This is a genomic window from Pseudomonas sp. PDM19, from assembly GCF_014852215.1.
In the GTDB taxonomy this organism is placed as follows: Bacteria; Pseudomonadota; Gammaproteobacteria; order Pseudomonadales; family Pseudomonadaceae; genus Pseudomonas.
This window is the reverse complement of the sequence record NZ_JACVBG010000002.1, coordinates 480,230-506,060: the sequence shown is the minus strand read 5'-3', so window position 1 is coordinate 506,060 and position 25,831 is coordinate 480,230. Positions and strand designations below refer to the sequence as shown.

Annotated in this window: 26 protein-coding genes; 14 read left to right on the top strand and 12 right to left on the bottom strand. The window is 66.0% G+C overall.

What is annotated here, in order from left to right; genetic code table 11:
* The first annotated feature begins 79 nt into the window (after positions 1–79).
* The 3 genes from IB273_RS10590 (at position 80) to IB273_RS10580 (ending at position 2,817) form a co-directional block, all read left to right on the top strand.
* Positions 80–1,033: an alpha/beta hydrolase gene (locus IB273_RS10590; RefSeq protein WP_192224028.1), complete on the top strand. Its 954-nt coding sequence runs from the start codon at positions 80–82 to the stop codon at positions 1,031–1,033.
* The gene (locus tag IB273_RS10585) at positions 1,030–1,500 is read left to right on the top strand and encodes a MaoC family dehydratase (RefSeq protein ID WP_138215376.1); all 471 of its coding nucleotides are present in this window, start codon (positions 1,030–1,032) and stop codon (positions 1,498–1,500) included. Before IB273_RS10590 ends, IB273_RS10585 begins: the two co-directional genes overlap by 4 nt.
* Positions 1,501–1,641: 141 nt before the next feature.
* Positions 1,642–2,817, top strand: coding sequence for an MFS transporter (locus IB273_RS10580; RefSeq protein ID WP_192224027.1), 1,176 nt, complete (start codon positions 1,642–1,644; stop codon positions 2,815–2,817).
* Here the strand turns inward: IB273_RS10580 and IB273_RS10575 are convergent.
* From IB273_RS10575 to IB273_RS10550, 7 genes are all read right to left on the bottom strand, one after another.
* Positions 2,801–3,655, bottom strand: a complete 855-nt coding sequence (locus IB273_RS10575) for an HlyD family secretion protein (RefSeq protein WP_192224026.1) — start codon at positions 3,653–3,655, stop codon at positions 2,801–2,803. The two genes, IB273_RS10580 and IB273_RS10575, sit on opposite strands and share 17 nt — an antisense overlap.
* A gap of 13 nt (positions 3,656–3,668) precedes the next feature.
* The gene (locus IB273_RS10570) at positions 3,669–3,878 is read right to left on the bottom strand and encodes a DUF1656 domain-containing protein (protein WP_037010214.1); all 210 of its coding nucleotides are present in this window, start codon (positions 3,876–3,878) and stop codon (positions 3,669–3,671) included.
* Complete coding sequence (locus IB273_RS10565) at positions 3,865–5,853, bottom strand: FUSC family protein (RefSeq protein WP_192224025.1); 1,989 nt, start codon at positions 5,851–5,853, stop codon at positions 3,865–3,867. Before IB273_RS10565 ends, IB273_RS10570 begins: the two co-directional genes overlap by 14 nt.
* 181 nt (positions 5,854–6,034) lie before the next feature.
* The gene (ccoM, locus tag IB273_RS31750) at positions 6,035–6,145 is read right to left on the bottom strand and encodes a cytochrome c oxidase subunit CcoM (RefSeq protein WP_277873429.1); all 111 of its coding nucleotides are present in this window, start codon (positions 6,143–6,145) and stop codon (positions 6,035–6,037) included.
* Between the two features lie 203 nt (positions 6,146–6,348).
* Positions 6,349–6,510: a hypothetical protein gene (locus IB273_RS10560; protein WP_088419735.1), complete on the bottom strand. Its 162-nt coding sequence runs from the start codon at positions 6,508–6,510 to the stop codon at positions 6,349–6,351.
* Positions 6,507–7,106: an alpha-ketoglutarate-dependent dioxygenase AlkB family protein gene (locus IB273_RS10555; protein WP_081515870.1), complete on the bottom strand. Its 600-nt coding sequence runs from the start codon at positions 7,104–7,106 to the stop codon at positions 6,507–6,509. The genes IB273_RS10560 and IB273_RS10555 overlap by 4 nt, the downstream gene beginning before the upstream one ends.
* 47 nt (positions 7,107–7,153) lie before the next feature.
* Positions 7,154–7,459 carry an aspartate-semialdehyde dehydrogenase gene (locus IB273_RS10550; RefSeq protein ID WP_081515872.1) on the bottom strand — a complete coding sequence of 102 codons (306 nt, stop codon included), beginning with the start codon at positions 7,457–7,459 and terminating at the stop codon, positions 7,154–7,156.
* Positions 7,460–7,685: 226 nt separating this feature from the next.
* Here IB273_RS10550 and rapA point away from each other — a divergent pair, with 226 nt between their 5' ends.
* Complete coding sequence (rapA, locus tag IB273_RS10545; RefSeq protein ID WP_177429470.1) at positions 7,686–10,538, top strand: RNA polymerase-associated protein RapA; 2,853 nt, start codon at positions 7,686–7,688, stop codon at positions 10,536–10,538.
* A gap of 216 nt (positions 10,539–10,754) precedes the next feature.
* Positions 10,755–11,207, top strand: coding sequence for a universal stress protein (locus IB273_RS10540; RefSeq protein ID WP_192224024.1), 453 nt, complete (start codon positions 10,755–10,757; stop codon positions 11,205–11,207).
* 80 nt (positions 11,208–11,287) lie between these two features.
* Here the strand turns inward: IB273_RS10540 and IB273_RS10535 are convergent, their stop codons facing one another.
* A complete protein-coding gene (locus tag IB273_RS10535) occupies positions 11,288–12,946 on the bottom strand; it encodes a phosphoethanolamine transferase (RefSeq protein ID WP_192224023.1) in 1,659 nt (552 codons plus the stop codon).
* A gap of 292 nt (positions 12,947–13,238) precedes the next feature.
* Between IB273_RS10535 and IB273_RS10530 the strand changes: the two genes are divergently transcribed.
* Positions 13,239–15,401, top strand: coding sequence for a putative bifunctional diguanylate cyclase/phosphodiesterase (locus tag IB273_RS10530; protein ID WP_192224022.1), 2,163 nt, complete (start codon positions 13,239–13,241; stop codon positions 15,399–15,401).
* Between the two features lie 16 nt (positions 15,402–15,417).
* On the opposite strand, the gene IB273_RS10525 is transcribed toward IB273_RS10530, so the two are convergent.
* Both IB273_RS10525 and IB273_RS10520 read right to left on the bottom strand, forming a co-directional pair.
* Positions 15,418–16,209: a hydroxypyruvate isomerase family protein gene (locus tag IB273_RS10525; protein ID WP_192224021.1), complete on the bottom strand. Its 792-nt coding sequence runs from the start codon at positions 16,207–16,209 to the stop codon at positions 15,418–15,420.
* Positions 16,206–17,105, bottom strand: coding sequence for an NAD(P)-dependent oxidoreductase (locus IB273_RS10520; protein WP_081515881.1), 900 nt, complete (start codon positions 17,103–17,105; stop codon positions 16,206–16,208). Before IB273_RS10520 ends, IB273_RS10525 begins: the two co-directional genes overlap by 4 nt.
* A gap of 156 nt (positions 17,106–17,261) precedes the next feature.
* On the opposite strand from IB273_RS10520, the gene IB273_RS10515 reads away from it, so the two are divergent.
* The 4 genes from IB273_RS10515 to phnE are packed head-to-tail and all read left to right on the top strand — an operon-like array spanning position 17,262 to position 20,525.
* Positions 17,262–18,119 carry a putative selenate ABC transporter substrate-binding protein gene (locus IB273_RS10515; protein ID WP_081515883.1) on the top strand — a complete coding sequence of 286 codons (858 nt, stop codon included), beginning with the start codon at positions 17,262–17,264 and terminating at the stop codon, positions 18,117–18,119.
* On the top strand, positions 18,116–18,922 hold the full coding sequence (locus IB273_RS10510) for a phosphonate ABC transporter ATP-binding protein (protein ID WP_192224020.1): 807 nt from the start codon (positions 18,116–18,118) through the stop codon (positions 18,920–18,922). The genes IB273_RS10515 and IB273_RS10510 overlap by 4 nt, the downstream gene beginning before the upstream one ends.
* The gene (locus IB273_RS10505; protein ID WP_192224019.1) at positions 18,916–19,758 is read left to right on the top strand and encodes a PhnE/PtxC family ABC transporter permease; all 843 of its coding nucleotides are present in this window, start codon (positions 18,916–18,918) and stop codon (positions 19,756–19,758) included. Before IB273_RS10510 ends, IB273_RS10505 begins: the two co-directional genes overlap by 7 nt.
* Positions 19,755–20,525, top strand: coding sequence for a phosphonate ABC transporter, permease protein PhnE (gene phnE, locus IB273_RS10500; RefSeq protein ID WP_192224018.1), 771 nt, complete (start codon positions 19,755–19,757; stop codon positions 20,523–20,525). Before IB273_RS10505 ends, phnE begins: the two co-directional genes overlap by 4 nt.
* A 67-nt stretch (positions 20,526–20,592) precedes the next feature.
* On the opposite strand, the gene IB273_RS10495 is transcribed toward phnE, so the two are convergent.
* Positions 20,593–20,958 carry a DUF5064 family protein gene (locus IB273_RS10495; protein ID WP_081515890.1) on the bottom strand — a complete coding sequence of 122 codons (366 nt, stop codon included), beginning with the start codon at positions 20,956–20,958 and terminating at the stop codon, positions 20,593–20,595.
* 66 nt (positions 20,959–21,024) lie between these two features.
* The gene (locus tag IB273_RS10490; RefSeq protein WP_081515892.1) at positions 21,025–21,342 is read right to left on the bottom strand and encodes a DUF2288 domain-containing protein; all 318 of its coding nucleotides are present in this window, start codon (positions 21,340–21,342) and stop codon (positions 21,025–21,027) included.
* Positions 21,343–21,650: 308 nt separating this feature from the next.
* On the opposite strand from IB273_RS10490, the gene IB273_RS10485 reads away from it, so the two are divergent.
* The 4 genes from IB273_RS10485 to livG all read left to right on the top strand — a co-directional run bounded on the left by IB273_RS10485 (position 21,651) and on the right by livG (position 25,829).
* Entirely contained in the window at positions 21,651–22,772 is a 1,122-nt protein-coding gene (locus IB273_RS10485) for a branched-chain amino acid ABC transporter substrate-binding protein (protein WP_081515893.1), read from the top strand.
* A gap of 116 nt (positions 22,773–22,888) precedes the next feature.
* Positions 22,889–23,812: a high-affinity branched-chain amino acid ABC transporter permease LivH gene (gene livH, locus IB273_RS10480; protein ID WP_081515895.1), complete on the top strand. Its 924-nt coding sequence runs from the start codon at positions 22,889–22,891 to the stop codon at positions 23,810–23,812.
* Positions 23,809–25,065 carry a high-affinity branched-chain amino acid ABC transporter permease LivM gene (locus IB273_RS10475; RefSeq protein ID WP_138215391.1) on the top strand — a complete coding sequence of 419 codons (1,257 nt, stop codon included), beginning with the start codon at positions 23,809–23,811 and terminating at the stop codon, positions 25,063–25,065. The genes livH and IB273_RS10475 overlap by 4 nt, the downstream gene beginning before the upstream one ends.
* Positions 25,062–25,829: a high-affinity branched-chain amino acid ABC transporter ATP-binding protein LivG gene (livG, locus tag IB273_RS10470; protein WP_081515899.1), complete on the top strand. Its 768-nt coding sequence runs from the start codon at positions 25,062–25,064 to the stop codon at positions 25,827–25,829. The genes IB273_RS10475 and livG overlap by 4 nt, the downstream gene beginning before the upstream one ends.
* Positions 25,830–25,831 lie beyond the last annotated feature (2 nt).

Genomic DNA, 25,831 nt, shown 5'->3' with positions numbered 1-25,831 from the left:
GTGGCAGAATCGCCCCGTCTGGCCCGCTCCATGGCCCCATTCCAATAAGAATCGACGAACAAGAAACAGGATGGACCCCATGCCCTACGCCGCCTACTGGCTTGCCGCCAGCGACGAGCCCCCGCTCTACACCCGCCACTGGGCGCCGGAAGGCCCGTCCCGCGGCGCCCTGATGCTGTCCCACGGCATGGCCGAGCACGCCGGCCGCTACGAGCGCCTGGGGCTTGCGCTGAACGCAGCCGGCTACCACCTCTACGCCATCGACCAGCGCGGCCATGGCCGCACCGCCGAGAACGGCGAATTGGGCCACTACGCCGACCGCGGCGGCTGGGGCAAGGTGATCGGCGACCTGCATACGCTGAACCAGCATGTGCGCGAGGAACACCCGGACCTGCCGATCATCCTGCTCGGCCACAGCATGGGCAGCTACATCGGCAGCGCCTATCTGATGCAGCACAGCGCCAGCGTGAAGGCGGCGGTGCTGTCCGGCTCCAACTACCAGCCAGTGGCGCTGTACAACAGCGCCCGCGTGATCGCCCGCTTCGAGCGCTGGCGCCAGGGCCCGCTGGGGCGCAGCGCGCTGATCGACTTCCTGTCCTTCGGCTCGTTCAACAAGGCCTTCAAACCCAACCGCACCGCCTTTGACTGGCTCAGCCGCGACCCCGTTGAAGTCGACAAATACGTCGCCGATCCGCTCTGCGGCTTCCGCTGCAGCAACCAGCTATGGGTGGACCTGCTCGGCGGTCTGGCGGATATAACGCCCGTCGAGCACCTGTCGCGCATCCGCAGCGACCTGCCGGTGATGGTGATCGGCGGCGAGTGCGACCCCGTGAGCCAGGGCAAGCGCCTGAACGATCTCGCCCAGGCGATGACCCGGGCCGGGGTTCGTGACGTCCAACTGAAGATTTATCCCGACGCTCGCCACGAGTTGTTCAACGAGAGCAACCGCGACGAGGTCACCCGCAACCTGATCGACTGGCTGGCGGCGCACTGCCCCGTCCCGCAGGTCGAGAGAACCGAGGAGCCCCTATGACTTCCGTACAGAACGTCCCTTACGAAGAACTCGAAGTCGGCCAGAAGGCCAACTTCCAGCGCAGCGTCACCGAGCGTGACATCCAGCTGTTCGCCGAGGTCTCCGGCGACCGCAACCCGGTACACCTGGACGCCGAGTACGCCGCCACCACCCAGTTCAAGGAGCGCATCGCCCACGGCATGCTCACCGGGGCACTGATCAGCGCGGCGATCGCCACCACCCTGCCCGGCCCGGGCACCATCTACCTCGGCCAGAACCTGAGCTTCACCCGCCCGGTGAAGCTCGGCGACGAACTGACAGTAGAACTGGAAGTGCTGGAAAAGCTGCCGAAGAACCGCGTGCGCATCAGCACTACCGTGCTCAACCAGGACGGCAAGGCGGTGGTCAAAGGCGAGGCCGAAGTCATGGCGCCGACCGAGAAGCTCAACATCGAACTGCCCGCCCTGCCGCCGATCACCATCGGCTGAGGCGCGTTCCGGGGCCGGCCATCCGGCCCCGGAAACTTGTATACAGTTTCCTGCTCGACTACCCTGCCCCGTCACACCACATCCACTTGGGATAACCGAAGGCTTCGTGCCCGAAACCCCTCACCGGGAATCGGAGCCGCCATGGACCTTCGACTGCTGTTGCTGTCCCTCTGCACCTTCGCCGCGGGCCTCGCCGAGGCCATCCTCACCGGCATCCTGCCCTCGCTCGCCGCCGACCTGCACGTCTCCCTCAGCCTCGCCGGGCAGCTCACCAGCCTGTTCTCCCTGAGCTTCGCCATCGCCGCGCCGTTGCTCGGCTGGCTCACCCGTGGCGCCGACTGCCGTCGGCTGCTGGTCATCACCCTGCTGGTATTCGCCGCGTTCAACGCGGGCACTGCGCTGAGTCCCGGCTATGTTTCGCTGCTGCTGATGCGCATCGGCATGGCCGCCTGCTGCGGGCTGCTGATCATGCAGGCCAGCCTGCTGGCGGTGGAGCTGGCGCCGCCGCCCCAGCGCGGGCGCGCCATCGGCCTGATCTTCATGGGCATCAGCGGTTCGCTGGTGTTCGGCGTGCCAGCCGGCGTGCTGGTCAATGACTGGTTCGGCTGGCGCTGGATCTTCGCCGCCATCGCCTTCTATTCGCTGCCACTGGCCGCGCTGCTGCGGATCGCCCTGCCCCGCCGCACACTGGATAGCCCGGCCAATGGCGCGGCCTACCGGCGCCAGTTGCGCAATCCGGCGCTGAACCTCGCACAACTGGTATCGATCCTGCTGCTGGGCGGGCACTTCACCCTGTTCGCCTACATCACCCCGTGGTTCCAGCAGGTTGCCGGGATCACCGACAGCCAGAGCATCGCGCTCACCCTGCTGCTGATCGGCCTGGCGGCCATCGGTGGCGGCTATCTGGGCGGTTGGCTGAGCGATCGCCTCGGCCATCGCCGCGCGCTGCTGCTGGTACCGGTGCTGTTCGGCCTGGCGATGCTGGCGATCCCGCTGAGCCTCGGCCGCCCGTGGCTGCTGCTTAGCGCACTGATGGTCTGGAGCACCATCAGCTGGATGATCTCGCCGGCAGTGCAGAGCTACCTGCTGGCCAGCGACCCGGCCAGCGGCAGTGCCGGGGTGGCGCTGAACACTTCGGCGATGCACCTGGGCGTGGCCCTCGGCGCGGCGCTGGGCGGTGCGGTGATCAGCCTGGCCGGCATCGCCTGGACGCCCTGGGTGGGCGTCTCGCTGGTCACTGCGTCGATCGTCTGCGCGGCCTTGTCCTGCTGGCTTCAGCGCGAGCGGGCAAGCGCCCCGCTCACGGTTTTACGGTGACGCTGGCGGTCATGCCGGCGCTCAGGTGTACGCCCTCGGGCACCTTGTCGAGGTGGATACGCACCGGGATGCGCTGGGCCAGGCGCACCCAGTTGAAGGTCGGTTCGACGTTGGCCAGCAATTGGCTGTCGGGGATCGCGTTGCGGTCGGTAATGCCGCTGCTGATGCTTTCCACGGTGCCATCGATGGCGATGTCGCCACTCATCAGCACCACCCGCGCCGGCTGGCCGATGCGAATGCCGGGCAGCTTGGTTTCCTCGAAGTAGGCGGTGACATAGAAGGACTTCTGGTCCACCAGCGCCATCATCGCCTGGCCGGCCTGCACATAGTTGCCCTGGGCCAGCCGCAGGTTGGTGATCTGCCCGTCGCGCGGGGCGCGCATCTCGCTGCGGGTCAGGTTCAGTTGCGCCAGGCGCACCTGGGCCTGTGCCTCGTCGTACTCGCTCTTGGCGATGGAAGCGTTGATCTGCGCGGTCTCCTTGTCCTCCGCGCTGATCGCCGCGATGCCCAGCTTGCTGCGCCGCGAAGCCTCGCTCACGCGCAGCAGGTACTGCTGGTGCCGGGTCTCGGCCAGGGCCTTGGCCTGCTCCAGGTTCGCCGCATAGCGCTCGTGGTCGATGCGCATGATCAGGTCGCCGGCCTTGACCTGCTGGTTGTCCTGCACGGCGAGGTCGGTGACCCAGCCGGAGACGTCCGGTGCAATCACCACGACGTCGGCGCGCACGCGCGCATCGCGGGTCCACGGCGACAGCATGTAGTAACGCCACAGCCAGGTGCCGGCCAGGACGGCGGCAATGACCAGGACGATGGTGACGATTACGCGAAGGTATCCGCGCATACAGCTTCTCCTCTCAAGGCGCTGCGCTGAGCGCCCAGGTGATGGCGCAGAGAATCAGCACGAACAACGCGCAGTCGAACAGCGCCTCGTGCCAGATCCAGCGCCCGAAGGGGGTGGCCTGCAGCAGCAGGCGCAATACGACCGTCAGGCCCAGCGCAAGCACCGCATAGATGAACAGCGGGCTGAGGAACACCCCGCCCCAGCCGAACTCATGCAGTCCCATCGGCGTCCTCCAGACGGCACCACTGGCGCCAGGTATGGCGCAATTGCGCCAGCGCGGCACGGGCCAGGCGGTTGGGTTCGTTGTCGCCCTGCAGGTCATGCGCAAGGGCTTCCTCCAGCGGCGGGCAGAGGGCCTCCAGGCGCTGCTCGCGCCCGTCTCCGGGCCCTTTCTCGAGTACGCTGCCCAGCGCGCCGAGGAACTGGTCACGGCGTTTGCGCAACTGCCCCTGGGCGCCGCTGAGGCAGGAGCGCAGGTGGATCAGTTCATTGCCCAGATCGAGCGCCAGCAGACCATCCTGCCAGCGCCGCTGCTCCTCCTTCGGCAACAGGGTGTAGTGCCGCGCCAGGCGGATCAGGCGGTCCGCCATGCGCCCGCCGAACCAGCTCTCGGCTTCGGCCAGCGGCCGCCGGGTCAGGCGCCCGAGGTCTTCGCAGGTGGCCTGGATCAGCCGCCGGTTGAGCCAGTCCGCCGGCAGGGTGAGCAGACGGAACACCAGTACGGCGAAACCCACGCCGATGACGATGCCCTGCGCCGAATTGAGCAGGTTGGCCAGGTCGTACTTCATCACGTTGCTCGGCGCCACCAGGGTGATGAAGTGGATCGAAAAGGACGTCGCCGTACCCGCCAGCGCCGGCGTGGCCATGCCCAGCAGCGCAAAGAACAGCGGCACACCCAGCGCCAGGCAGAGCAGCGGGAAGCCGTTCCACTGTGGCAGCAGCCATTGGCTGACGATGGCGGCCGCCGGAATCGCGTAGAGGATGCCGCGCAGGAAGCCCAGGCCGATGGTGACGGCGTTGTCGCGGTTGGCGAACAGGCTGCAGATCACCGCCGCCAGCAGCATGCCGCCGGTAGCCGCCGGCCAGGCGGTGGCCATCCAGAAGGCCGACATGCCCAGCAGCGCCAGCGCGCTGCGCAGGCCATAGAACAGCGCCATGAGCCAGTCGCGGTGCCAGGACAGGGTGCCGGTGGCGACATCGTCCACCCGCCCGTCCGCCACCGCGCGCATGGTCTTCTCCGAGTTCAGCGCCTTGAGCAGCAGCAGCGCGCAGCGGGTCAGGCAGTAGCGCAGGTCGTTGGAGTAGCTTTCGTCCAGGCCGGCCTCCTGCAACCGCTCCTGCAGCGAGCGCATGGCGTCGACCTGCGGGTCCTCCAGGGTGGCGCGCAGTTCCTCGAACCAGGGTTGCAGGCGCGCGCGGTCCTCGGCATCCAGCACGCTGCGCTGGCGGGCCACTCCACGCGCAGTGCGCAGCAGGCTGAGCAGGTCGCGGGAAAGAATCCGCAGCGCACGCGAACGCATCCGCCCGCGGTAACCCTCGAACCAGGCGTGGTCACGCTGCACATCGACTTCGACGATCTTGCCCAGCGCCTGCAACAGGCCCTTGATCTGCCGCGCGTCGGCATCGATCTCGCTGCGCGCGGCCTGCATGCCGGTGAGCCAGGTAGCGTAGGCCTGCTTGTCCAGGTTGGCCTCGACGCGGCGCGGCCAGAGGATGGCGCTGACCGCCGAGGCGCAGAGAATCCCCAGGCAGATTTCCGTACTGCGCGCCACGGCCTGGTCGAAGACGTCCAGCGGGTGGCTGATTGCCGGCAGGCCGATGATCGCCACGGTGTAGCCCGATAGTACGAAGGCGTAGGACACGTGGTTGCGCAGGGAGGTGGAGGCGGCGGTACAGAGGCCGAGCCAGAGCGAAATGGCCAGCAGGAACAGCCAGGGCGTCTGGGCGAACAGCGCGAGCATCACCACCGACATGACCGTGCCGATCAGGGTCCCGATCAGGCGGAAGATGCCCTTGGCCACAACCATCCCCGACAACGGCTGGGACACGATGAACACCGTCATCAGCGCCCACTGCGGCTGCTCCAGGTCGAAACGGAAGGCGCACCAGAGCGCCAGGCCGCCGGCCAGGAGGGTCTTGATCGCGAATTTCAGCGCCAGCGTATCCGGCGCGAGGAATGCCTGTAGCGTAGGTCGCACGCGGTCTCTCGAAAGGGTCCGGATCTATCGCTTAAAGATAGTCGGCAACGGGGATGACGGGATCGTTGTCGATAATATTATTAGCAAGCTAACAATATGTCATCCCGACTTTCGTCGAGGCAAAAAAACGGGCGACCTAAGTCGCCCGAAGTGCCTTGCGTGCTCTGTGTATCCGTAAGGATCAGCCCTTCTTGTGGCTGTCCTTCCAGATGAAAATTCCGACCCCACCGAAGAACAGAACCATGAGGCCAACGGTAAGGACGCCTGCGAGAACCACTTCGTCGATGAACATGATGCTGGCCTCCTGTTGCCTACATCGTCTGGGGATGTGTGCAGATTACCGGCGGCCGGGCGGGACCAATTGACCTGGATCAATGGTCGACAGGGCGCTTTGCGGGGAGGGCCGGAGCACTGACGCAGGTCAAGTTCCGGAGGGTGTCGGGTGCGGCGGGAAGCCGCGCAGAGCGGGGCCTTGCGGCCCTGGGAGGGGGTAAATCAGCGTTTCTTCGGCTTGCTCTTGCCCTTCTTGCGCGGCTTGCCCAGCGGTAGCGCCTGCTCGAAGGCCTTGCGCACGTCCTGCAGACGCTTTTCGTGCACGTCGTGGATGCGCTTGTCGCGCTCGGCGGTGAAGTCGATCAGCTTGTCGTCGTTGCTCATGGCAGGGCATGCACCAGGCGGAAAGTCAGATTCAGGCGCGGAGCTACCGGACGGCGCGTCTTGGCAACCTGATGTTGCCAATAATGCTGTGTCGCGCCAGACATGACCAGCAGCGATCCGCCGGACAACTCGATGGAGTGTTCGATTGTGTTTCGCCCCTTGCGCCGCAGATCGAAGCGCCGCGTACCGCCAAGGTTCAGCGAGGCCACCACCGGGTTGCGCCCCAGTTCCGGCTCGTCGTCGCTGTGCCAGCCCATGGAGTCCTGGCCATCGCGGTAGTAGTTGAGCAGCACGCCGTTGAAACGCTGGCCGGCGGCCTGTTCCACCGCCGAGCGGATTTCCGCCAGCAGCGGCGTCCAGGGCAGCGGCGCGTGGGTCTGGCCGGAATAGGTATAGAAAGCCTCGGGATCGCCGTACCAGTTGACCAGGCGCGGCACCGGGTAATCGCGCCCGTGCAGGTGCACGACGGTCTGTTCCCAGGGCGTCTGCTCGAGCAGTTGCTCCAGCCACTGGGCCGCGCGCGACGGCGGGCACCAGTCGGGGACCAGGCGCAGTTCGGCATCGGGGAGAAGGATCGGGGCGTCATCGAACAGCATGGAAAGCTCGGGTACTCAGCGATGGGCCAGTCTACTCCGCCGCCGGGTCAGACCTCGACATCGATCCACAGTCCCTTGCGCTGGGCGGCCTGTACGTCTTCGCCCAGTTCCTCGACTTCCTCCAGTTCCTCCAGCGCCTCGCCCTCGGGCGTGCCATCGGCGAGCTGGCGACGCTTGCGCCGGCGCTGGTATTCCTCGCGCAGCGCCTGTTCGTCAGGGCGACGCTCCAGTTCCACGCCGGCATTGCCCGCGCTGGGGGCAGGCGGAGTCACCGGGGCGACATCCGGTCGCGGCTTGGGCACGTCCTGCTGGGCAGTGACGGGTGCCAGACTATGGGGAATGGGCGGCAGCATCGAGTGTTCCTGGGGGCAAGCCCTGTGGAGAAGTGCGCTGACAAGTCCTCTGGTCAGGCTATCGGCCGGAGCGCTACAGACTTGAGTGCGCCTCGCTACACTTTCCACGATTCGTGATGAGTGCGCGCCTCCAACTGCTCTTGCCGATGATTCGGGCGACCGGAGGTGCCGACGGCCATCGCTGAACGCTGCGCGTTCCGGTACCATAGCCGGCTTTTTTTGGGAGGTGTCCATGGCGCAGTATCAACCCGGTCAACGCTGGATCAGCGACAGTGAAGCGGAACTCGGCCTGGGGACCATCCTGGCGCTGGACGGCCGCATGCTCACAGTGCTCTATCCCGCCACCGGTGATACCCGCCAGTACGCCGAGCGCAATGCGCCGCTGACCCGTGTGCGCTTCGCCCCGGGCGATCAGATCACCCATTTCGAAGGCTGGAAGATGACCGTCCGCGAAGTGGACGAGATCGACGGCCTGCTGATCTACCACGGCATCACCGCGCAGAACGAGCAGCACACCGTCCCGGAAACCCAGCTGTCGAACTTCATCCAGTTCCGCCTGGCCAGCGACCGCCTGTTCGCCGGGCAGATCGACCCGATGTCCTGGTTCGGCCTGCGCTACCACACCCTGGAACACCGCACCCGCCTGCTGCAGTCCTCGCTCTGGGGCCTGGGCGGCGCCCGCGCGCAACCCATCGCGCACCAGCTGCATATCGCCCGCGAAGTCGCCGACCGCATGGCGCCGCGCGTCCTGCTGGCCGACGAAGTGGGCCTGGGCAAGACCATCGAAGCGGGCCTGGTGATCCATCGCCAACTGCTCTCCGGCCGCGCCAGCCGCGTACTGATCCTGGTGCCGGAAAACCTGCAGCACCAGTGGCTGGTGGAAATGCGCCGGCGCTTCAACCTGGAAGTCGCCCTGTTCGACCGCGAGCGTTTCGTCGAGAGCGATGCCAGCAACCCCTTCGAAGACACCCAGCTGGCCCTGGTGGCACTGGAGTGGCTGCGCGAGGACGAGAAGGCCCAGGACGCGCTGTTCGCCGCCGAGTGGGACCTGCTGGTGGTCGACGAAGCCCACCACCTCGTGTGGCACCCGGAACAGGCCAGCGCCGAATACCAGTTGGTCGAACAACTCTCCCAGGTCATCCCCGGCGTGCTGCTGCTCACCGCGACCCCGGAACAGCTCGGCCTGGACAGCCACTTCGCCCGTCTGCGCCTGCTCGACCCGGACCGCTTCCACGATCTGGAAGCCTTCCGCACCGAAAGCACCCAGTACCGCCCGGTCGCCGAAGCGGTGCAGGAGCTGGTGGACCAGGGCAGCCTCTCCCCCGCCGCTCGCCAGGCCATCCATGGCTTCCTCGGCAGCGCGGGCGACGAGCTGCTGGCCAGCGTCGAGGCCGGCAATGAAGATGCCCGCGCCCGCCTGGTACGCGAACTGCTCGACCGCCACGGCACCGGCCGCGTGCTGTTCCGCAACACCCGCGCCGCCGTGCAGGGCTTCCCGGAGCGCCAGCTGCATCCCTATGTGCTGACCAACCCGATCGAGTACATGGAACTGCCGCTGGGCGAGCACCCGGACCTCTACCCGGAAGTCAGCTTCCAGGCCCAGGCCGAGGACGGCGACGAGAACGCCCGCTGGTGGCGCTTCGACCCGCGCGTCGACTGGCTGATCGACACCCTGAAGATGCTCAAGCAGTACAAGGTGCTGGTGATCTGCGCCCACGCCGAGACCGCCCTGGACCTGGGCGACGCGCTGCGCGTGAAGTCCGGCATCCCGGCCAGCGCGTTCCACGAGGGCATGAGCATCCTTGAGCGCGACCGCTCCGCCGCCTACTTCGCCGATGAAGAATTCGGCGCGCAGGTGCTGATCTGTTCGGAAATCGGCAGCGAAGGCCGCAACTTCCAGTTCGCCCATCACCTGGTGCTGTTCGACCTGCCGGCCCACCCGGACCAGCTGGAGCAGCGCATCGGCCGCCTCGACCGGATCGGCCAGAAGCACACCATCCAGATCCACGTGCCGCACCTGGAGAACAGCCCGCAGGAACGCCTGTTCCAGTGGTACCACCAGGCGCTCAACGCCTTCCTCAACACCTGCCCCACCGGCAACGCCCTGCAGCATCGCTTCGGCCCGCGCCTGGTGGAACTGCTGGACGGCGGCGACGACGACGCCTTCGAGGCCCTGCTGGCCGAAGGCACCGCCGCCCGCGAAGCGCTGGAAGCCGAGATGCACAACGGCCGCGACCGCCTGCTGGAGCTGAACTCCGGTGGCGCCGGCGAGGGCGAGGCGCTGGTGGAAGAGATCGAGGAGCAGGACGACCAGTTCGCCCTGCCGATCTACATGGAACGCCTGTTCGACACCTACGGCATCGACAGCGAGGACCACTCCGAGAACGCGCTGATCCTGCGCCCGAGCGAGAAGATGCTCGACGCCAGCTTCCCGCTGGGCGACGACGAAGGCGTGACCGTCACCTACGACCGCGCCCAGGCCCTGGCCCGCGAAGACATGCAGTTCCTCACCTGGGAACACCCCATGGTGCAGGGCGGCATGGACCTGGTGCTGTCCGGCTCGCTGGGCAACACCTCGGTGGCGCTGATCAAGAACAAGGCGCTCAAGCCCGGCACCGTGCTGCTGGAGCTCCTGTTCGTCAGCGAAGCCGTGGCGCCGCGCAAGCTGCAGCTGGGCCGCTTCCTGCCGCCGGTGGCGCTGCGCTGCCTGATGGACGCCAACGGCAACGACCTGTCCTCGCGTGTGTCCTTCGAGACCCTGAACGACCAGCTGGAAAGCGTGCCGCGCGCCAGCGCCAACAAGTTCGTGCAGGCGCAGCGTGATGTACTGGCCAAGCAGTTCGCCCAGGCCGAGACCAAGATCACCCCGCGCCATGCCGAGCGCGTCGAAGCGGCCCGCCAGCAGCTGACCGCGACCCTGGACGAAGAACTGGCGCGCCTGACCGCACTCAAGGCCGTCAACCCCAGCGTGCGCGACAGCGAGCTGGACGCCCTGCGCAAGCAGCGCGACGACAGCCTGGCGCTGCTGGACAAGGCCTCCCTGCGCCTGGAAGCGATCCGCGTACTGGTCGCGGGCTGATCCCCGCCATCGCGTCATGAAGAAGCCGCCACCGGGCAACCGGTGGCGGCTTTTTTCATGCCTGGCCGGAGCACCGGCCGACTTCGAAACACCCCGTTACGCCGCTCTATTCCCGGCACGATCGGACACACCGACTACCATTGACGCTGCGCAAGGGAATCTCGCCCATGGGGGGATAGAGTTTCCTTACCAAGCCACTCATTGAGGGAACACATCATGTACGAGCGCATTCTGGTAGCGGTGGACGGCAGCCCGGTTTCCGACCGTGCCCTGGTCGAAGCGGCCAAGCTGGCCCAGCTGAGCGGCGGCGAGCTGCGGGTCATCACCATCGTCGACAGCCCGCTGCGCCATCTGCCCGACTACGCCGTGTACTACAACCCGGAGCCGCTGCGCGAAGCCGCGCTGAAGGCTGCCGATGACATCCTCGCCAAGGCGAAGGACAAGGTCGCCGAGTTCCCGGTGAAAACCAGCTTCGAGCGGGTCTGCCAGGAACGCGCCAGCGAAGAGATCGCCGAGCGCATCGAGATCGAGGCCGAAGCTTCCAAGGCCGACATCATCGTCATGGGCACCCACGGCCGCCGTGGCGTGCGCCGGCTGATGCTGGGCAGCGTGGCCGAAGGCCTGCTGCGCGTCAGCAACCGCCCGGTGCTGCTGGTTCGCGAGAAGTAACAGCCCGCGCAAAGACAAAAGGCCCTGCGGCTCTCGCCGCAGGGCCTTTTTCATGGCCGCCGTTCAGGCCGGCCCTCAAGTCATTGCGCGGCAGTCATGTCGCGCCTGCAGGAGTGGAAGATATCCAGGTCCGGCTGGTACAGGCTGGTGTGCACGCCGTAAAGACCGAGCACCGAGTGGAACAGGTTGTCGTGGCTCAGCTCGGCGCCGTCGGCCTTCTTCTCCAGGCAACCGCGATCCACGCCCATGCCGCCCAGCGCACCGCTGCCGAACCACATCACCATGGGCACGTGGGTCTGCGCCTTCGGGGCGATGGCATAGGGCGCGGCATGCAGGTAGACGCCATTCTCGCCCAGCGACTCACCGTGGTCCGAGACATAGACCATCGAGGTGTCGAAGCGCTCCTGGTTCTGCTTGAGCAGCTCGACCACCCTGGACAGGAAGAAATCGGTGTAGAGGATGGTGTTGTCGTAGACGTTCACCAGTTCCTCGCTGCTGCAACTGCCCAGCTGGTTGGTGCGGCACACCGGGGTGAAGCGCTCCAGCGACTTGGGATAGCGCTCGTAGTATTCCGGGCCGTGGCTGCCGTCGGCGTGCAGGACAATGATGGCGTTGTCCTTCAGGCCATCGATGTAGGCCTGCAGGTTCTGCAGCAGGGCTTCGTCCAGGCAGTTCCTGCCGTCGCAGAACGGGCCCGGCTGATCCTTCGGAATATCGCGATTGGGCACGCGCAGGCAGGTGCCCTTGCAGTCGCTGTTGTTGTCCAGCCAGAGCACCGACACGCCGACGCGCTGGAGGATGTCCAGCAGCCCCTGGTTGGTCTTGCCCTTCTTGTCGCTGTAGTCCTCGCGGGGGAACCTGGAGAACATGCAGGGCACCGACACCGCGGTGGAAGTGCCGCAGGAGCTGACGTTGGTGAAGTTGAGGATGTCGAGTTTCTTCAGTTCCGGGTTGGTGTCGCGGGCGTAGCCGTTGAGGGAGAAGTGGTCCGCGCGGGCGGTTTCGCCAACCACGAAGATCATCAGCGACTTGCGGCCATCGGCACTCACCTTGCGCGGCATCACTGCGTCCTCGCCGATGGGCTGCACCACCAGGTTTTCCTTGATGCCCAGGCGCTGCTTGGTGAACTTGCTCACCGCGTAGATGTAGTTGGTCGGGTTGATGAAGTGGGTCAGCTTCTCTTCCTGGCGGAACACCGGGGCATAGGTGGAATAGAACGCCCCCACGCAGACGGCGACCACTACCAGGCAGCCGAAGATCACCAGCACCTTGTTCAGCAGGCCACGGAAGAACGGGCTGTAGCGCACCGGTGTCAGCCAGATGATCGCTGCCGGGAGCACGCCGAGCACCAGCAGGTAGCCGAACATGCGTGCACTGAACAACGCGGCGGCTTCGCCGGGGTTGGTCTCGACGACGTTCTGCACCATCACGGTATCGATCACGACACCGTAGGAGTTCATGAAGTACGCCGCGGCCGCGGACACCAGCGCCACCAGGGTCAATGCCGGCTTGAGCAGCGGGCGGAACGACACCAGGGTCAGCAGCAGGGTGAAGGCGGCCCACAGGAAGAAGCCGAACGAGGCGAAGAACGCCACGCCCCACAGGCCCTCCATGGGCACCAGACTGTTCAGCGCCCGCCAGGTGGCGAAGTTGTAGAACAGCACCAGTGCCAGCGAGAACATCAGGACCAGCCGCGCGGAACTGACCTGGGGGAAGAGGCGGCGCTTGCCCTCGGACATCGAGCGCACTCCTTACATCGAGAGTCGGATAGGAAATGGGATGGCCGACCCTGCCGGCCGGCGGCGCAACTCTAGCGGGCAGTTAGTCAAAAAAGTGTCAAGTTGGCTACAAGCTTCCGGTCGGCGGTCGGAACCGAGATCGGCTGGACACTTGGTACTACCGTACGTCGCGCGCCTCCCGGCATTGCGCCGAAAATTCAACGAGTTCCTTGCAGCGTCACCCGGGCTTCCTAGACTTGAAGCAAAGTGATATCAATCTGCCTCCTCCCCCGACATCCGGAGCATCCCGCCCATGGACTGGCACCAGGACGCCGTACCCGATGCTGTGCTGCTGGAGTGTTCACACAACCCCGGACTGGTCCTGCTGGCCATCCTGATCGCCTGCGTCGCCAGCTTCGTCGCGCTGAACATCACCGCCCGAATGGTCCGGGCTCCGCAACACGCACACCGCTGGCAGTGGGTCGGCGGCATCTGCCTGGGCAGCGGCATCTGGTCGATGCACTTCGTCTCCATGCTGGCCTTCCACGCTTCGGTGCCACTGCATTTCGCCGGCGGCCTGACCCTGCTTTCGCTGCTCATTGCCATCGCCATCTGCGTGGTTGCCATGCGCCTGCTCGCCCACGCCGGGCTGAGCCCGCTGCAGTACCTGCTGGCCGCCTGCTGCATCGGCGCCAGCATCGCCGGCATGCACTACACCGGCATGGCCGCCATCGAGTCACCACCGATGCAGCACTACGATCCGCTGCTGGTCACCCTCTCGGTGCTGATGGCCGTGCTGGTGGCCTTCGTCGCCCTGGTGCTGGCACCGGTGCTCAATCGCCAGCCGGCAGGCCGCCAGTGGATCTACCAGACCCTCGCCAGCCTGCTGCTGGGCGGAGCCATCTCCAGCATGCACTTCACCGGCATGGCCGCACTGATCCTGACCCTGCCCAGCTGGGTAGCGCCGGTAGCGGACCTGGGGCGCAACAACGCCATCCAGCTCGGACTGATGGTCGGCCTGCTGGCGCTGGCCGTGGTGCTGGCCGGACTCTGGGCGGCCTGGATCGAGGACAGCCTGGAAAGCAAGGTGAGCGAGCTGAGCCGGGTCAACGCACTGCTCAACCAGTTGGACAGTGCCAACGCCTCGCTGCAGAAACTGGCGCGCTTCGACGGCCTCACCGGCCTGCATAACCGCAATGCACTCAATGACGAGTTCGAGGCCCGCCTGCAACGCAACCGGCAGAAGGCCCAGGGGATGGCAGTCATCCTGCTGGACCTGGACCACTTCAAGCGGGTCAACGACTCCCTCGGCCACGCCGCTGGCGATGAACTGCTGTGCATCGTCTCCGAGCGCATCCGCAGCGCGCTGCGCAGCACCGACCTGCTGGCGCGCTTTGGTGGCGACGAGTTCTGCATCCTCGCGGACCTTGGCGAAGATCACGAAGCGCGCATCCTCGCCCAGCGTCTGATGCAACGCATGAAGGAACCGATCAGCATTGCCGGGCGCAGCCTGGTGATGACCATGAGCGTCGGTATCAGCCTGTTCCCCAACGACAGCGAGCAACCTGAAGAACTGCTCAAGCACGCCGACCTCGCGCTGTACCAGTCCAAGGGCAACGGCCGCAATGCCACGCATTTTTTCAGTCCGCACCTGAAAACCAAGGCGACCCAGGAACTGCAGCTGGAAGAGGAGTTGCGCAAGGCACTGTGGGACGACGAACTGGTGCTCTACTACCAACCCATCCTGCGCATCGACCACGGCGAAGTGGAGCAGCTCGAAGCCCTGGTGCGCTGGAAGCACCCGACCCACGGCCTGCTGGCACCGGATCGCTTCATCGGGCTGGCGACCGCCAACGGGCTGATCGGCGCGCTGGATGCCTGGGTGCTGCGCCGCGCCTGCGAGGACCTGCGCCGCCTGCACGACCTCGGCTACAAGGACCTGCGGGTGGCGGTGAACTGCTGCGCCAGCAACCTGGGCCGCGAAGGGCTGGTCGATGAGGTCCAGCAGACTCTCGCCGACACCGGCCTCGCCGCCCGCTACCTGGAGATGGAAGTCACCGAGAACGCCGTGATGTCCAACATCAGCCAGGCCATCCCGCTGCTCAATCGCCTGCGCGACCTGGGCGTGAGCCTGTCCATCGACGACTTCGGCACCGGCTATTCGTCCCTGTCCTACCTGCGCCAGCTGCCGCTGGATGCGCTGAAGGTGGACCGTTCCTTCATCCGCGACGTGCCGCAATCACGGCGTGACAGCGAGATCGCCCAGGCCATCATCGCCATGGCGCAGAAGCTGCACCTTAAGGTGATCGCCGAGGGCGTGGAGCACGCGCAGCAACTGGCGTTCCTGCGCGACAACCATTGCGAGCTCGCCCAGGGCTACCTGTTCAGCCGGCCCCTGCCACTCTCCGCGCTGGTGGAGTTCCTCGACGCCTACCGCGAGGACAGCGACTCGGCGCTGCTGCGCAGCCAGGCCTGAGGCCCGTGATCCAGGCTCAGAAGTCGAACTTGCCGGCGCGCCAGCGCGGCAGCCAGCGCAGGGAGTCGGCAGTGGTGCCGGTGGGGCGGTACTCGGCGCCCAGCCAGCCTTCGTAGCCGACATCGTCGAGCACCTGCAGCGGTACTGCGAACTCCATCTCGCCCGAGCCCGGCTCGCCGCGCTCGGGGTAGTCGGCGAACTGCACGTGGCCGATCTGGCCCATCAGCGCGTAGATGCAATCCACCAGTTCCAGGCCCATGCGCGCCATGTGGTAGAGGTCCAGCTGCGCGCGCAGGTTCTCCCGCGCCACGCGCTCGAGCATGTCCTGCAGGTGCTCGGGGGTGTTGAGCAGGAAGTCCTTCATGTCGTGGCAGTTGATGGCTTCCATCAGCACGTCGGTGCCGCTGCCGGCGAAGGCATCGCAGGTGGCGCGCAGGCGCTCGGCGAGGGTCTGCAGCGCGACTTCGCGCTCCTGCCCCTCGACCAGCCGGCCGGCCAGCACGTTGATGTGCTGCGGCTTGACGATGCGCGCATAGTCCAGCGCCTTGGCCAGCGCCGCTTCGAACTCCGTCGCACGCTCCGGTACGGCGGCGATGCCGGGACCGCCCTGCATCAGGTCACCGGCCGGCAGGTTGATCAGCACCAGCGGCAGGCCGGCTTCGTCCAGTGCGGCTTTCAGGTCCTGCGCGGGGACGTCGTAGGGAAACTGGATCTCCACGCCCTCGAAACCGGCTTTCGCGGCGGCGTCGATGCGCTGCAGCAGCGGGACTTCGGTGAACAGCAGGGACAGGTTGGCGCAGAGTTTCATGCGGGGAATTCCTTTGACTGACGGTATTGCTCGACCAGGGTAGCCGGGTCGCGTTCGAGATTGCCCTGGCTGCCATGCAGGCGCATCAGCTGCGCGGCAAGGCCGCTCATGGGCGTGGCCGAGCCTTCCTCGCGGGACAGCCTGACGGCGGTATCCAGGTCCTTGAGCAGTGTGCGCACGTGCCACTTCACCGGCTCGAAGCGGCTCTCGGCCATCTGCGGGGCAAGAATCTGCAAGGGCTTGGAATCGGCGAAACCGCCGGCCAGGGCCGGGGCGATCAGCCTGGCATCGACGCCGGACTGCTCCGCCAGCGCCACCACTTCGGCGATCACCAAGGCGTTGCAGGCGACGATCATCTGGTTGCACACCTTGGTCACCTGGCCTGCGCCGACATCGCCCATGCGCGTCAGGCGCTGGCCGAGGTGGGCGAGGATCGGCCGTACGCGCTCGATATCCTCGACGCGGCCGCCGGCCATGATCGCCAGGGTGCCGGCCTCGGCACCCGGCGTGCCGCCGGAAACCGGCGCATCGACCCAGCGCATGCCGGTGCGTGCTGCAAGCTCGGCGGCCATCTCGCGGGTGGCGGCCGGTTCGAGACTGGAGAAGTCCACCAGCACCTGGCCGGCGCGGGCGCCTTCCACGATGCCACCGGCGCCGAACACCACTTCGCGAACGGCGGCGGTATCGGCCAGGCAGAGCATCACCACTTCGGCGTCGGCGCAAAGCTGCGCGGGCGTTTCAACGGCCGTGGCGCCTTCGGCGGCCAGCAGCTCGCGCTTGCCGGCGGAGCGGTTCCACACGGCCAGCGGGTAGCCCGCGGCGAGCAGGCGGCGCGTCATGGGTACCCCCATCAGGCCGAGACCGGCAAAAGCGAGGGATGGCAAAGGGGACGACATGGGGTGATCTCCAGTTCGACAGCAGGACGGGCACGGGGAGGCGGCATTCTAACAGGCGCGAAGTTGACCCGGCGGACGACGTGCCAGCTGCCAAACAGGCGCGCCGCCACTATACTCCCGGAGTTTTTTCCGCCATTGAACCGGAGAACTCTCCCCATGCTGAAACGCTCCCTGGCGCTCGCCGCCGGTTTTGCCCTGTCCCTGTCCGCCGTTTTCGCCCACGCCGACACCCCGAAAGAACTGAAAGTCTCGGCCATTCCCGATGAAGCCCCCACCGAACTGCTGCGCAAGTTCAAGCCGCTGGGTGCCTATCTGGAAGAGCAACTGGGCATGCCGGTGAAGTTCATCCCGGTGTCCGACTATGCCGGCGTGGTCGAAGCCCTGGCTTCGGATCGCCTCGACATGGCCTGGCTGGGCGGCTTCACCTTCGTCCAGGCGCGCCTGAAGACCGGCAACGCCATCCCGCTGGTACAGCGCGAGCAGGACCAGCAGTTCACCAGCAAATTCATCACTGCCGACCCGAACGTGAAATCGATCCAGGACCTCAAGGGCAAGACCTTCGCCTTCGGTTCCGTGTCGTCCACTTCCGGCAGCCTGATGCCGCGCTACTTCATGCAGAAGGACGGCGTGGTACCCGAGCAGTTCTTCTCCCGCGTGGCCTACTCCGGCGCCCACGACGCCACCGTCGCCTGGGTCCAGGCCGGCAAGGTCGACGCCGGCGTGCTGAACGCCTCCGTCTGGCAGAAGCTGGTGGACAGCGGCAAGGTCGACACCAACAAGGTGAAGGTCTTCGCCACCACCCCGACCTACTACGACTACAACTGGACCGTGCGCGGCAACCTCGACCCGGCCCTGGCCGAGAAGATCAGGAAGGCCTTCCTCGCCCTCGACCCGAGCAAGCCGCGCGACAAGGAAATCCTCGACCTGCAGGCGGCCAGCCGCTTCATCGAGACCCAGCCTGACAACTACAAGGGCATCGAGGAATCGGCGCGCGCCGCCGGCCTGCTGAAGTGACCCTGAAACTGACCGGCGTGGAGCACATCCACGCCAACGGCCAGCGCTCGCTCGCCGGTATCGACCTCAGCGTCGCTGCCGGTGAACGGGTGGCGATCATCGGCCCGTCGGGTGCGGGCAAGACCACCCTGCTGCGTATCCTCGCCACTGCACTGAAGCCCGCTGCCGGCAGTTTCGACCTGCTCGGCACCCAGCCCTGGGCGCTGAGTGGTCCTGCGCGCCAGCGCCTGCGCTCGCGCATTGCCCTGGTGCACCAGGCTCCGCCGCTGCCACCGCGCCAGCGGGTGGTCACCGCCGTGCTCGCCGGCCGCCTCGGCCAGTGGCCGCTGTGGAAAAGCCTGGCCAGCCTGCTCTACCCCGTCGACAGCGCCGGCGCCCGCAGCGAACTGCAGCGCCTGGACCTGGGCGACAAGCTCTTCGAGCGCTGCGACCAGCTCTCGGGCGGCCAGCTGCAACGGGTCGGCATCGCCCGTGCGCTGTACCAGCAGGCCGAAGTGCTGCTGGCCGATGAACCCGTCTCGGCCATGGACCCGGTGCTCGCCGGCCATACCCTCGGCGTACTCACCCGTGAAGCGCAGAACCGTGGCGTGACGCTGCTGGCCAGCCTGCATGCGGTGGACCTGGCGCTGGAGCACTTCCCGCGTATCGTCGGCGTACGCGACGGACGCATCGCCTTCGACAAGGCGGCGGAGAACGTCACTCCCGAGGACCTGCGCGCCCTCTACGCCAACGAGCAGCTCGGCCAGCAGGACGCTTCCTCGCCGGTGGGCAAACCGCTGGTGGTGCAGATTCCGCGATGCTGAACCCCGCACTTTCCAAGAGCCCGCCGCGCGACCCGGCAGCGTTGCCGCGCCTGCTGCTCACCCTGCTTGCCCTGGCCTTGCTGTGGCCGGGCCTGCACCTGTCCGAGCTGGATATCGCCGGCCTGTTCAGCGGCGACAACGCGCGGACCATGGCCAACTTCCTCGGCGGCTTCTGGCCGCCGGCCCATGACGAGGAATTCCTCGCCCTGCTCGGCCGCGCCACCCTGGAAACCCTGGCCATTGCCACTGCCGGCATGGCGCTGGCCTGGCTGATCGCCTTCCCTGCCGCACTGCTGGCGACCCGCGCGCTGTCGATCTCCGCCCTGCCCCGTGGTGGCCTGCCGGCCTGGTGGGCGCGGGCGCTGCGCTGGCCAGTGCGCGGGTTGCTCATCGTGCTGCGCAGCGTGCCGGAAATCGTCTGGGCGCTGCTGTTCGTCCGCGCCGTGGGTCTGGGCCCCACCGCTGGCGTGCTGGCCATCGCCATCACCTATGGCGGCATGCTCGGCAAGGTCTACGCGGAAATCTTCGAATCGGTGGACCCGCGCCCGACCCGCGCCCTGTTGCTGGGCGGCGGTTCGCGGCTGCAGGCCTTCGCCTATGGCGTACTGCCCTCGGCCGCGCCGGAACTCATCTCCTACACCGTCTACCGCTGGGAATGCGCGATCCGCGCCTCGGTGGTGATGGGCTTCGTCGGCGCCGGCGGTCTCGGCCAGCAGATCGACCTGTCGCTGCGCATGTTCGCCGGCGGCGAGGTGGCGAGCATCCTGCTGATGTTCCTGGTGCTGGTGCTGGGCGCCGACCTGCTCAGCCGCTTCCTGCGCGGGAGGCTCGAATGACCGGCCTGCTGCGCAGCCTGGGCTGGCTGCTGCTGATCCTGCTCGCCATCGGCGCATCCTTCGCCTACCTGGAGATGGACACCGGCGGGCTGTTCGACGCGCGCGGCCTCGGCCAGATGCTCGACTACGGCCGCGACTTCCTCGCGCCGGACCTGAGCGCCACGCACCTCACGGCAGTCGGTCGCGGCGCCCTGGAAACCCTGGCGATGTCCGCCATCGGCACCCTGCTCGCGGCACTGCTGGGCATGTTGCTCGCGCTGCCGGCGGCCGGGCGTTTCGGGCGTATCGCCCAGAGCCTGTCGCGGCTGTTCCTGAATGCCCTGCGCGCGGTGCCGGAGCTGGTCTGGGGCGCGCTGATGGTGCTGGCCGCCGGGCTCGGCCCGAACGCCGGCACGCTCGCGCTGGCGCTGCACACCGGCGGCGTGCTCGGCCGGCTGTTCGCCGAGGCGCTGGAAAATACCCCGACCGCCCCGGCGGAAGCCGTGCGCCTGGCCGGCGGCGGACGCGTCGCCGCCTTCGCCTACGGCACTCTTCCGGCGGTCTGGCCGCAGTTGGTGGCGTACATGCTCTATCGCTGGGAGAACAACATCCGCATGGCCAGCGTGCTCGGCTTCGTCGGTGCAGGCGGCCTGGGGCAGATGCTGTATTTCAGCCTCAGCCTGTTCCAGCAGGCCCAGGCGGCCACAGTGATCATCACCATGCTGCTGCTGGTGCTGTGCGTCGACAGCCTCAGCGCCTGGGCGCGGCAGCGCTGGGTGAGCCACTGAGTTCTGTGGCAGATGACGCACAACAAAAAGCCCGGCACATGGCCGGGCTTTTCTTTGAATGCGTCGCTTACGAATCGCCGTGGATGACCTTGTCCAGGTCGATCGGGTCGCCAGGGTTGGTGCCGAGTTTCTGGCGGATGTCCTCGAACATCGCGTCGTACTCCTTGTGGTTGCGCACCATCGAGCCGAACCGTGGATGCAGGCCATGCTTCTGCGCAATGCGGGTGGCATCGCTGGCAAAGTTGAAGGCCTGCTCCTTGGGCATGTCCCACTCTTCGGTAAAGGAATTACCGTCGATCTCGCCCTTCATGGTGAAGTGGACGATGGTGCCCTTTTCCACATCCTTGCGGACTTCATAGTTGATGTGAGCGTCAATCTCCTGCTGCCCCAGCCCCGGCAGGGACTGGAGATGCAGATGGCCCGGTTCGAACATGGCGAATCTCCTTCTATGGAATCCCGACAGTCTAGCCGGCCTTTTCGAATTGGAAATCGCCCTGCGTCAGTGCACGGACTCTTTTCGAACTCTTTCTTGAACCAACACCCAGGGCGCAATCACCACCGCCCAGAGTTCCGGGTCACGGTCGTGGAAGTCCTGCGCCAGCTTTTCGTCGACCTTGCTCAGATCACCACTGGCCAGCCAGGCGGCAACCTTGGTCCGGTCGTCCTCGGCCACGCCCATCGCGACCTCCACCAGATCGGCGCAAGCCGCGACCTTGAGCAGGTTGCCGCGGGCGAAGAAGGGCGCGAGCTCCTGCCAGGAAATCTTCGCGGTTTCGCCAAGCAACTTGGCATAGAGGGTGCTAGCTTGTTCAGTCATGAATCTCACCTGGTAAACGAACGGCGCCATGATAGCGCCGGGACCGCGCCAGGCAAGGTTCGGACGGCGTTTTCGCTGGTGACGGAAACCCACAAGGAAAAGTCATACAGCGCCGTTTTTCTGTACGTTTGTTTCAATCTTGCGACATGCCCACAATCGGCTGCCCGCCACCCGCTTTTCAAGCGGTCCGGCGGCACTCTACACTGTACCGGTACAGTTGCCGGTGGGTCTGTCCGGGGCAATCCCGGTCCGGTGAGCCGCTGGCGACCAGGACTACAAAAACGAAAACACAAGAAGAGTGGAGCATTATGAAAAAGGGTACTCAGCGTCTTTCCCAGCTGTTCACCGCCATGGCCCTGGCCGGCGTTGCCAGCTTCTCCATGGCCGCCGACACCATCAAGATTGCTCTGGCCGGCCCGGTGACCGGCGCAGTCGCCCAGTATGGGGAGATGCAGTTCATTGGCGCGAAGATGGCCATTGAGCAGATCAACAAGGCCGGCGGCGTCGACGGCAAGCAACTCGAAGGCGTGGTCTACGACGACGCTTGCGATCCGAAACAAGCCGTGGCCGTTGCCAACAAGATCGTCAACGATGGCGTCAAGTTCGTCGTTGGCCACCTGTGCTCCAGCTCCACTCAACCGGCTTCGGACATCTACGAAGACGAAGGCGTGATGATGATCACCGCCGCTTCCACCAGCCCGGACATCACTTCCCGTGGCTACAAGCTGATCTTCCGCACCATCGGTCTGGACAGCCTGCAGGGCCCGACCGCCGGCAAGTTCATCGCCGAGCACATCAAGCCCAAGACCGTGGCCGTGATCCACGACAAGCAGCAGTACGGCGAAGGCATCGCCACTGCCGTGAAGAAGACCCTGGAAGACGCTGGCATCAAGGTCGCCCTGTTCGAAGGCATCAACGCCGGCGACAAGGACTTCTCCGCGATGATCGCCAAGCTCAAGCAGGCCAAGGTCGACTTCGTCTACTACGGCGGCTACCACCCGGAGCTGGGCCTGATCCTGCGCCAGGCTTCCGAGAAAGGCCTGAAAGTCGGCTTCATGGGCCCGGAAGGCGTGGGTAACAAAGAGATCTCCGCCATCGCCGGCCCGGCTTCCGAAGGCCTCTACGTGACCCTGCCGAAGTCCTTCGACCAGGATCCGAAGAACCAGGCCCTGGTTGACGCCTTCAAGGCCAAGAACGAAGACCCGAGCGGTCCGTTCGTGTTCCCGGCCTACGCCGCCGTCCAGGTTATCGCCGAAGGCATCAAGAAAGCCGGCAGCGAAGACACCGACAAGGTGGCAGCCGCTCTGCGCGCCAACACCTTCGCGACTCCCACCGGTGACCTGGGCTTCGACGAGAAGGGCGACCTGAAGAACTTCAACTTCGTGGTCTACCAGTGGCACAAGGACGGCACCAAGACCGAAGCCAAGTAAGCCACCCGCCGCCACACAAAGCCCACTGCCCACGCAGTGGGCTTTGTTTATCCGAGTATTCCGGGGGTCCGTCGCGCCACAAGCGCCGCTTCACGCGACGCCCGAGGAGTTAGGTAATGCCTGAGCTCTATCACTACCTGCAACAGCTGATCAACGGCCTCACCGTCGGCAGCACCTATGCCCTGATCGCCATCGGCTACACCATGGTCTACGGCATCATCGGCATGATCAACTTCGCCCATGGCGAGGTGTACATGATTGGCTCGTACGTAGCCTTCATCGTGATCACGGGGCTGGCCATGATGGGGATCGTTAGTCTCCCTGTCGTTATCATCTGCACCTTCGCCGCGGCGATCATCGTCACCAGCGCCTACGGCTACACCATCGAACGGATCGCCTATCGGCCCCTGCGTGGAAGCAACCGGCTGATTCCGCTGATCTCCGCGATCGGCATGTCGATCTTCCTGCAGAACGAGGTTCTGCTGGCCCAGGATTCCAAGGACAAGGCAATCCCCAACCTGCTGCCGGGCAACTTCATCATCGGCGCGGACGAGATGACCGGCGTGACCATCTCGTACATGCAGGTGCTGATCTTCATCGTCACCCTGCTGACCATGTACGGCCTGTCCATGTTCATTTCCCGCTCCCGCCTGGGGCGCGCCTGTCGTGCCTGCGCGGAAGACCTGAAGATGGCCAACCTGCTGGGCATCAACACCAACAACATCATCGCCCTGACCTTCGTCATCGGCGCCACCCTGGCCGCCGTGGCCGCGGTGCTGCTGGGCCTGCAGTATGGCGTGATCAACCCGCATATCGGCTTCCTCGCCGGCATCAAGGCGTTCACCGCCGCGGTGCTGGGTGGCATTGGCAGCATTCCGGGCGCCATGCTCGGCGGCCTGGTGCTGGGCGTTGCCGAAGCCTTTGGCGCCGACGTGTTCGGTGACCAGTACAAGGACGTGGTGGCGTTCACCCTGTTGGTGCTCGTGCTGCTCTTCCGCCCCACTGGCCTTCTCGGTCGCCCGGAGGTGGAAAAGGTATGAGCCAGAAACTCAAGACCGCCTTCTTCAGCGCCCTGCTGGTGATGGCCGTCGCCTATCCGGTGCTGGGCATCAAGCTCAGCGTGATCGGCATCGGCCTGCAGCTGGAGAACGTCAGCCCTACCCGCCTTTGGACCATCGCCGCCTGCGCCGTGCTGATGTTCGTCTGGCAACTGGTGCGTGATCGCTTCGCCTTCGGCGGCAGCGTGAAACAGGCGCTGTCGCACCCGCACACCAAGCTGGCCGAACGTCTGACCCACGCCTCCGTGCAACGCAAGATCATCATGGTGCTGATTCTCGTCGCCCTCGCCTGGCCGTTCTTCGGCTCGCGCGGCGCGGTGGACATCGCCACCCTGATCCTGATCTACGTGCTGCTGGGCCTGGGCCTGAACATCGTCGTGGGCCTGGCCGGCCTGCTCGACCTCGGCTACGTCGGCTTCTACGCCGTGGGCGCCTACAGCTACGCGCTGCTGTCGCACTACTACGGCCTGGGCTTCTGGGTGTGCCTGCCGATCGCCGGCCTGATGGCCGCGTTCTTCGGCTTCATCCTCGGCTTCCCGGTGTTGAGGTTGCGCGGTGACTACCTCGCGATCGTGACCCTGGGCTTCGGCGAGATCATCCGCATCCTGCTGCGCAACATGACCTGGCTCACCGGCGGCCCCAACGGCATCAGCAACATCGAGAAGCCGACGCTGTTCGGCCTCACTTTCGAGCGCCGCGCCCCCGAGGGAATGCAGACCTTCCACGAGTTCTTCGGCATCGCCTACAACTCGAACTACAAGGTCGTGTTCCTCTACCTGGTCGCGCTGCTGCTGGTACTGCTGGTGCTGTTCGTGATCAACCGTCTGCTGCGCATGCCCCTGGGCCGCGCCTGGGAAGCGCTGCGCGAAGACGAGATCGCCTGCCGCGCGCTGGGTCTGAACCCGACGCTGATCAAGCTCTCCGCCTTCACCCTCGGCGCCTGCTTCGCCGGTTTCGCCGGCAGCTTCTTCGCCGCGCGCCAGGGCCTGGTCACACCGGAGTCGTTCACCTTCATCGAATCGGCCATCATCCTCGCCATCGTGGTGCTGGGTGGCATGGGTTCCCAGCTCGGCGTCATCCTGGCCGCCGTGGTGATGATCCTGCTGCCCGAACTGATGCGTGAGTTCAGCGAGTACCGCATGCTGATGTTCGGCGCCCTCATGGTGCTGATGATGATCTGGCGTCCGCAGGGGCTTCTGCCCATGCAGCGCCCGCACCTGGAGTTGCGAAAATGAGCCGACCGATTCTTGAAGTAGCCGGCCTCACCATGCGCTTCGGCGGGCTGCTGGCCGTCAACAACGTGGCCCTGAAGGTCCAGGAGAAACAGGTGATCTCGATGATCGGCCCCAACGGCGCCGGCAAGACCACCGTGTTCAACTGCCTGACCGGCTTCTACGCGCCCACCGGCGGCGAAATCCTGCTGCGCGGCGAGCCCATCCAGGGCCTGCCGGGCCACAAGATCGCCCACAAGGGCGTGGTGCGGACCTTCCAGAACGTACGTCTGTTCAAGGAGATGACCGCGGTGGAGAACCTGCTGGTGGCGCAACACCGGCACATCAACACCAACTTCCTCGCCGGCCTGCTCAAGACCCCGGCCTTCCGTCGCGCGGAAGCCGAGGCCCTGGACTACGCCTCCCACTGGCTGGAAATCGTCAACCTCAAGGACATCGCCAACCGTCCGGCGGGCACCCTCGCCTACGGCCAGCAGCGCCGCCTGGAGATCGCCCGCTGCATGATGACCCGTCCGCAGCTGCTGATGCTGGACGAACCGGCGGCCGGCCTAAACCCGCGGGAAACCGAGGACCTAAAGGCGCTGATCGCCATGCTGCGCTCCGAGCACGGCGTCACTGTCCTGCTCATCGAGCACGACATGAAGCTGGTGATGAGCATTTCCGACCACATCTACGTGATCAACCAGGGTACCCCGCTGGCGGACGGCACCCCGGAGGAAATCCGCGGCAACCCGGATGTGATCAAAGCCTATCTGGGGGAGTCCTGAGT

Coding starts and splice junctions, on each gene's coding strand:
- IB273_RS10590 (WP_192224028.1), top strand. CDS start 80: ATGCCCTACGCCGCCTACTGGCTTGCCGCCAGCGACGAGCCCCCGCTC.
- IB273_RS10585 (WP_138215376.1), top strand. CDS start 1,030: ATGACTTCCGTACAGAACGTCCCTTACGAAGAACTCGAAGTCGGCCAG.
- IB273_RS10580 (WP_192224027.1), top strand. CDS start 1,642: ATGGACCTTCGACTGCTGTTGCTGTCCCTCTGCACCTTCGCCGCGGGC.
- IB273_RS10575 (WP_192224026.1), bottom strand. CDS start 3,655: ATGCGCGGATACCTTCGCGTAATCGTCACCATCGTCCTGGTCATTGCC.
- IB273_RS10570 (WP_037010214.1), bottom strand. CDS start 3,878: ATGGGACTGCATGAGTTCGGCTGGGGCGGGGTGTTCCTCAGCCCGCTG.
- ccoM (WP_277873429.1), bottom strand. CDS start 6,145: ATGTTCATCGACGAAGTGGTTCTCGCAGGCGTCCTTACCGTTGGCCTC.
- IB273_RS10560 (WP_088419735.1), bottom strand. CDS start 6,510: ATGAGCAACGACGACAAGCTGATCGACTTCACCGCCGAGCGCGACAAG.
- IB273_RS10555 (WP_081515870.1), bottom strand. CDS start 7,106: ATGCTGTTCGATGACGCCCCGATCCTTCTCCCCGATGCCGAACTGCGC.
- IB273_RS10550 (WP_081515872.1), bottom strand. CDS start 7,459: ATGCTGCCGCCCATTCCCCATAGTCTGGCACCCGTCACTGCCCAGCAG.
- IB273_RS10540 (WP_192224024.1), top strand. CDS start 10,755: ATGTACGAGCGCATTCTGGTAGCGGTGGACGGCAGCCCGGTTTCCGAC.
- IB273_RS10535 (WP_192224023.1), bottom strand. CDS start 12,946: ATGTCCGAGGGCAAGCGCCGCCTCTTCCCCCAGGTCAGTTCCGCGCGG.
- IB273_RS10530 (WP_192224022.1), top strand. CDS start 13,239: ATGGACTGGCACCAGGACGCCGTACCCGATGCTGTGCTGCTGGAGTGT.
- IB273_RS10525 (WP_192224021.1), bottom strand. CDS start 16,209: ATGAAACTCTGCGCCAACCTGTCCCTGCTGTTCACCGAAGTCCCGCTG.
- IB273_RS10520 (WP_081515881.1), bottom strand. CDS start 17,105: ATGTCGTCCCCTTTGCCATCCCTCGCTTTTGCCGGTCTCGGCCTGATG.
- IB273_RS10515 (WP_081515883.1), top strand. CDS start 17,262: ATGCTGAAACGCTCCCTGGCGCTCGCCGCCGGTTTTGCCCTGTCCCTG.
- IB273_RS10505 (WP_192224019.1), top strand. CDS start 18,916: ATGCTGAACCCCGCACTTTCCAAGAGCCCGCCGCGCGACCCGGCAGCG.
- phnE (WP_192224018.1), top strand. CDS start 19,755: ATGACCGGCCTGCTGCGCAGCCTGGGCTGGCTGCTGCTGATCCTGCTC.
- IB273_RS10495 (WP_081515890.1), bottom strand. CDS start 20,958: ATGTTCGAACCGGGCCATCTGCATCTCCAGTCCCTGCCGGGGCTGGGG.
- IB273_RS10490 (WP_081515892.1), bottom strand. CDS start 21,342: ATGACTGAACAAGCTAGCACCCTCTATGCCAAGTTGCTTGGCGAAACC.
- IB273_RS10485 (WP_081515893.1), top strand. CDS start 21,651: ATGAAAAAGGGTACTCAGCGTCTTTCCCAGCTGTTCACCGCCATGGCC.
- livH (WP_081515895.1), top strand. CDS start 22,889: ATGCCTGAGCTCTATCACTACCTGCAACAGCTGATCAACGGCCTCACC.
- IB273_RS10475 (WP_138215391.1), top strand. CDS start 23,809: ATGAGCCAGAAACTCAAGACCGCCTTCTTCAGCGCCCTGCTGGTGATG.
- livG (WP_081515899.1), top strand. CDS start 25,062: ATGAGCCGACCGATTCTTGAAGTAGCCGGCCTCACCATGCGCTTCGGC.